6 protein-coding genes are annotated in these 4,905 nt (G+C 71.1%); all 6 read right to left on the bottom strand.

Annotated elements, in window-relative coordinates:
- A partial coding sequence (locus tag VGW35_18855) for a UPF0104 family protein (protein HEV8309728.1) occupies positions 1–263 on the bottom strand: 263 nt, incomplete at its 3' end.
- A 369-nt stretch (positions 264–632) separates the two neighbouring features.
- Complete coding sequence (locus tag VGW35_18850) at positions 633–2,645, bottom strand: heme lyase CcmF/NrfE family subunit (protein HEV8309727.1); 2,013 nt, start codon at positions 2,643–2,645, stop codon at positions 633–635.
- On the bottom strand, positions 2,645–3,544 hold the full coding sequence (locus tag VGW35_18845) for a tetratricopeptide repeat protein (GenBank protein ID HEV8309726.1): 900 nt from the start codon (positions 3,542–3,544) through the stop codon (positions 2,645–2,647). Before VGW35_18845 ends, VGW35_18850 begins: the two co-directional genes overlap by 1 nt.
- Positions 3,545–3,549: 5 nt before the next feature.
- The gene (locus VGW35_18840) at positions 3,550–3,990 is read right to left on the bottom strand and encodes a cytochrome c-type biogenesis protein (protein ID HEV8309725.1); all 441 of its coding nucleotides are present in this window, start codon (positions 3,988–3,990) and stop codon (positions 3,550–3,552) included.
- The gene (locus tag VGW35_18835; protein ID HEV8309724.1) at positions 3,987–4,514 is read right to left on the bottom strand and encodes a TlpA disulfide reductase family protein; all 528 of its coding nucleotides are present in this window, start codon (positions 4,512–4,514) and stop codon (positions 3,987–3,989) included. Before VGW35_18835 ends, VGW35_18840 begins: the two co-directional genes overlap by 4 nt.
- 7 nt (positions 4,515–4,521) lie before the next feature.
- Positions 4,522–4,905 (bottom strand): cytochrome c maturation protein CcmE (locus VGW35_18830; protein HEV8309723.1); only part of this gene is annotated, 384 nt, incomplete at its 5' end.

Raw genomic sequence — 4,905 nt, 5'->3', positions numbered from 1 at the left:
GTGAATCCCGCCAGGAAGACGAGGAGACTCGGCCGAGCGCCGAGGGGGATGGCGAGCACCCGGAGGTAGTAGTGCCACTTGAGGAAGCGGAGGACGTAGTTCCCCAAGGTGGCCCCGACGACGAGCGGGAGGAGCCGCCAGTGAAACCGTCCCAGGGCTTCGACGGTCGCCGGCAGGTTAGCGGCCGCTGCGAGTCCTACTGCCACGAGGGCGCCGAGCCCCGCGATCATGACGAGGCGGCGCGTGAGGTGCTGCGGGCGCATCGGGACCCGATTACACCATGCGTCCGGGGATGCCGTCAATTCGGTGTCAGAAAGGGCGACGGTGCCGGTGGAATGTCGACGTCCGCCGGACGACGTGGAGGGGCATTTTGGCGGCCGAAAAGCTTCCTCGCGCGCCATTTGGCCTGGCAGCCGACTTGCACCTCCGGAGAGGCGTCGCGCGAAGGCGTGACGGCGACAACCGAATACGCATCGGTCGACTCAGGCGGCCTCCCAGCCCTCCCGGGAGGTGCAGATGATGAACGTCCAAGTCGGCCGATTACCGGCCAGCGCGAGGCATTCGCTCCCTCAGCCCTCCCGGGGGCGCGGAACCGACCTCGCGCTGGCCGTTTTTTGGGGGGGGCGGGACCGTCAGACCGTGCCCCGGGTGTCGGCGGCCCCGATGAGGACCGCACCCTCCGTGGCGGTGATGGCCGCGGGCAGGCGCCGGCGCTCTCGTCCGAGCGCGACGAGGCCTCCTGCCACGACCACGAGGCCCCCGATCCAAATCCACGCGATCATCGGGTGGACCTGGGCCTTGAGCGTCACCCAGCGTCCCTCCCGGTCGAACGCCCCCAGGATCACGTAGAGGTCTCTCATCGGACCGAAGCGGATGTCCACGGTCGCGAACGGGGACTGGGAGGTCGGGTAGAGGCGCTGGCCCGGCTGGAGGGTGGCCACCAGGCGCGACCCCTGGAAGACCTCGACGTCGGCGCTGACCAGGAGGTGCGTGGATCGCTCGACGGCGCTGAGGCTCGTGAAGCGCAGGCGATAGGAGCTGAGGTCGAGGGTCTCGCCTCGGTGCAGGGTGGCCTCCCGCTCGACCTTGCCAATCGACGACGTGGCGATTCCGATGGCGACCAGGACGACGCCGAGGTGGACGATCAGGCCGCCGTAGCGCCGGTGGTTCTGACGGCAGAGCGTGCCGAACGCCCTGAGCGGGTTTTCGCCGGTCACCCGGCTGCGGCCCCGCGCCGCGCGCACGAACTCGAACAGCACGGCGGCCGCCGCGAAGAAGGGCAGCGTGTACCCGAAGGCGACGAGGTCACCGCGAACGCCACCGGCGAGCCAGACAGCGAGGCTTCCCGCCAGAGCCAGGACCGCCGGGACGCGCAGGAGCCGCGCCAGGTGCGCCCAGGAGCCCCGGCGCCACGGCACCAGGGGCCCGGCCCCCATCATCAGCAGGATGACGAGTGAGATGGGCATGGTCACCCAGTTGAAGTAGGGGGTGCCCACGCTCACCTTGGCCCCGGTGACGGCCTCCGAGAGGAGGGGAAAGATAGTCCCGAAGAAGACGGTGAAGCAGAAGGCCGCGAGCAGGAGGTTGTTCAGCAGGAACACCGATTCCCGTGACAGCAGCCCGTCCAGCTCGGCGCGCTCGCCGAGACGCTCCCAGCGCCAGGCCAGGAGCCCGAGGGAGCCGAGCAGGATCACGGCCAGGTAGCCGAGGAGGAACGGCCCGACCCCGCCGCTGGCGAACGCATGGACCGACGACAGCACGCCGCTGCGGGTCAGGAAGGTCCCGAAGATCGTGAGCGCGAAGGTCAGGGTGATGAGCGTCACGTTCCAGATCTTCAGCATCGGGCGCCGCTCCTGGACCATGACCGAGTGGACGAAGGCCGTCCCCATGAGCCAGGGCATGAACGACGCGTTCTCCACCGGGTCCCAGGCCCAGTACCCGCCCCAGCCGAGGGTCCGATACGACCACCAGCCCCCGTAGAGGATGCCCGCCGTCAGGAAGAGCCACGCCGTCACCGTCCAGCGCCGGGTGAGGGTGAGCCACGTCCCGTCCAGCCGTCCCGCCAGGAGGGCCGCCAGCCCGAAGGCATACGGCACCACGAAGCCGACATACCCCGTGTAGAGCAGGAGGGGATGGACGAGCATGTCGGTGACTTCCAGCAGAGGGTTGAGCCCGCGGCCCTCGGCCGGGGGGGGCTGCAGGCGCGCAAAGGGGTTCGAGATCGCCACCAGCAGGAGCAGAAAGATCCCGGAGACGACGAAGAGCACGGCCAGCGCGTACCCCGTGAGGTCGCGGCGGAGGCTCGACGCCTTGCGGGCCACGAGCACGACGAAGAGGGCCTGCAGCCATTCCCAGAGGAGGATCGAGCCCTCGAGCGCGCCCCACAGCCCGGCGATCTTGTAGCGGAGAGGGCTGGTGGAGATGCTGGTCTGGGCGACGTAGCGGACGCTGAAGTCGCTGGTGACGAGGAGGTACTCGAGGGTGAGTCCAGCCGCCGTGACCAGCAGGAACTGGGCGAGCGCGGCGTTTCGCGCGCTCGCGAGCCAGCCGGGATCCGCCGAGCGGGCGCCGCGGGCGGCCACGCTGGCTCCATAGGCGGCCATGGCCAGCGCGACGACGAGCGCGGCGTACCCGATCTCCGGCATCACCGGGCGGGGGCCCCCGTGAGGCGCGCCCGGGCCTCGCCGATCCGGCTCAGCGCCTGCTCGCGATCATCGCCCGGAGGGGCGACGGCGACGAAGCGCTCCCAGGCGGCGATGGCGCCCGCGTAATCCTGGCGCAGCTCGTAGAGGACGCGCGCCTTGTCCCAGAGCGCGTGGGGGTACGAGGAGTCGATCGCGAGGGCCCGATCGAATGCCTCGAGCGCGGCGTCGGCATGCCCGGCGAGGGCGAGGATCACCCCGAGATGGGTGATGGCGTCCACGTTCTGCGGGTCCCGCTTGAGCACCGCCTTGTAGGCGGCGATGGCCTCCGGATACCGCCCGGCGTCCAGGCTCGCGTGGGCGGCCCGGAGCATCCCCTCCAGCATCGCCTTGGGGATCGGACGAGCGCTGCCCCCCTCCCCGGTGGGCGGAGCCGCGGCCGGCCCGGGTAACTCCGCGCGCATCTCCGGAGGGGCCGGCCCGGTGAAGCGTACGACCAGCACGCCGAGCACGACGCCGAACACCAGGATCGCCAGCGCCCCGCCCGCGAGGACGAGCGGGCGTTGCGTCCAGGGGACGTGTGGTGGCGCGGCACGTCGGGCGGCGCCGGCGATGGCGGAGGGCCGAGGGCCGAGCGCGTCCAGCTGCCGCAGGATCGCCGCCGCGCGGCCCTCGTAGCGCGTCCGGAGCTCCTCGTAGTCGTCGTCGGCGAGCAGGCCAGCCTCGCGATCGAGCTCGAGCTCGCGGATGGCGCGAAGGGCGAGGACCTTCTCCGCCTCGAGCGCGGCCACTCCGTCATCGAGCGCCACCGGTCGGGACGGGCCGCGGCGCACGAGGAGAGGCCAGAGGACGAACAGCCCGGCCGGGACGCCCATGGCCAGGGCGGCGAAGACGATGACCATGGCGGCTACTCGTTGAACCTCTCGAGCTCGGCCCTCAGACGCTCGCGATCGGCGGGCGCCAGTGGCTCGCGAGCCTCGGACGGCCGGCGGCTCCACCGGAGCGTGACGAGCAAGACCACCCCCAGACCGGCGAAGAGTCCCGCGAACGGCAGCACCCACACGAGGAGGGTGAACCCCTGGGTGCGCGGCGAGAGGAGGACCCACTCGCCGTACTTGTCCACGAAGTAGGCCAGGACCTGTTCGGGCGTCTCGCCCTGCGCCAGGCGCTCGCGGATGACCTCGCGCATCTGCCGGGCCATCTCGGACGGGGAATCGGCCACCGACAGGTTCTGGCAGACGACGCAGCGGAGCTGGCTCGCGATCTGCGCGACGGCCTCGTCGCTGACCGGCGCCGCGCCCGCGGCGCTCGTCAGCACCAGGATGGCGGCGACGAGCACCGTACTCATCCAGCGGACTCCGCCAGCAACGGCTCCACGGTCGATCGGAAGAACTGCTCGGTCACGGCCCCGACGTGCTTGGCCCGGATCCGTCCCCGGCGATCGATGACGAAGGTTTCGGGGACCCCGTACACGCCGTATTCGATGGAGACTTTCCCCTTGGGATCCGGCGCATTCGGGAAGGTCAGGCCGAACTCGCCGATGAAGCGCCGGGCCGCCTCCTCGGTGTCCTGGATGTCGACGCCGAGTACGGAGACGCCGCGCTCGCGGTACGCGCGCCAGCCCGCCTCGAGGACGGGCGCTTCCTCGTAACAGGCGGGATAGCACCAGGAGGCCCAGAAGTTCAGGACGACGACGCGGCCGCGCAGTCCGTCGAGGCTCACCGGCTGGCCGTCGAAGGTCGTCAGCGTGAAGGGCGCCGCCGCTCGCCCGACGAGGGGCGAGGGAATCGCGCGTGGATCGGTGCCGAACCCATATGCCAGCAGCACGAGGAGGGGCACGGCCGCCAGCGGAATCAGCCACCGCTTCGACATCAGGGCCTCACCCGCCCGGCTTGCCGGTGGCGGTCGCGCTCGACCCCGGGTCCCGCCGGAGCGTGCGCAGCAGGTCCTGGTACCCGGCCTGGGCGTCGTGGGGCGCCCGGTACTCCTCCGAGTGCTTGGCCATGATGGTGCTCGCCGCGAAGGTTCCGTCAGGCGAGATCGTCCCCTCCACCACGGCCCCGCGCCCCTCGGCGAAGAGGTCGGGTGGGATCCCCCGGAAGCGGACGGGGATGGCGGCCTTGCCGTCCGACAGGAGGAAGCGCTGCTCGAGAGTGGCCGGGTCCTTCTGGAGCGAGCCCTTCACCACCATTCCGCCCAGGCGGTATGCCTTGCCCGCCGTCCTGTCGGTCGCGGCCGTGAGCTCGGAGGGCGTGACGAAGTA

This window comes from Candidatus Methylomirabilota bacterium, assembly GCA_036005065.1.
GTDB lineage: Bacteria > Methylomirabilota > Methylomirabilia > Rokubacteriales > DASRDR01 > DASYQW01.
This window is presented reverse-complemented; position numbering and strand designations above follow the sequence as displayed.

Coding starts and splice junctions, on each gene's coding strand:
- VGW35_18850 (HEV8309727.1), bottom strand. CDS start 2,645: ATGCCGGAGATCGGGTACGCCGCGCTCGTCGTCGCGCTGGCCATGGCC.
- VGW35_18840 (HEV8309725.1), bottom strand. CDS start 3,990: ATGAGTACGGTGCTCGTCGCCGCCATCCTGGTGCTGACGAGCGCCGCG.
- VGW35_18835 (HEV8309724.1), bottom strand. CDS start 4,514: ATGTCGAAGCGGTGGCTGATTCCGCTGGCGGCCGTGCCCCTCCTCGTG.
- VGW35_18845 (HEV8309726.1), bottom strand. CDS start 3,544: ATGGTCATCGTCTTCGCCGCCCTGGCCATGGGCGTCCCGGCCGGGCTG.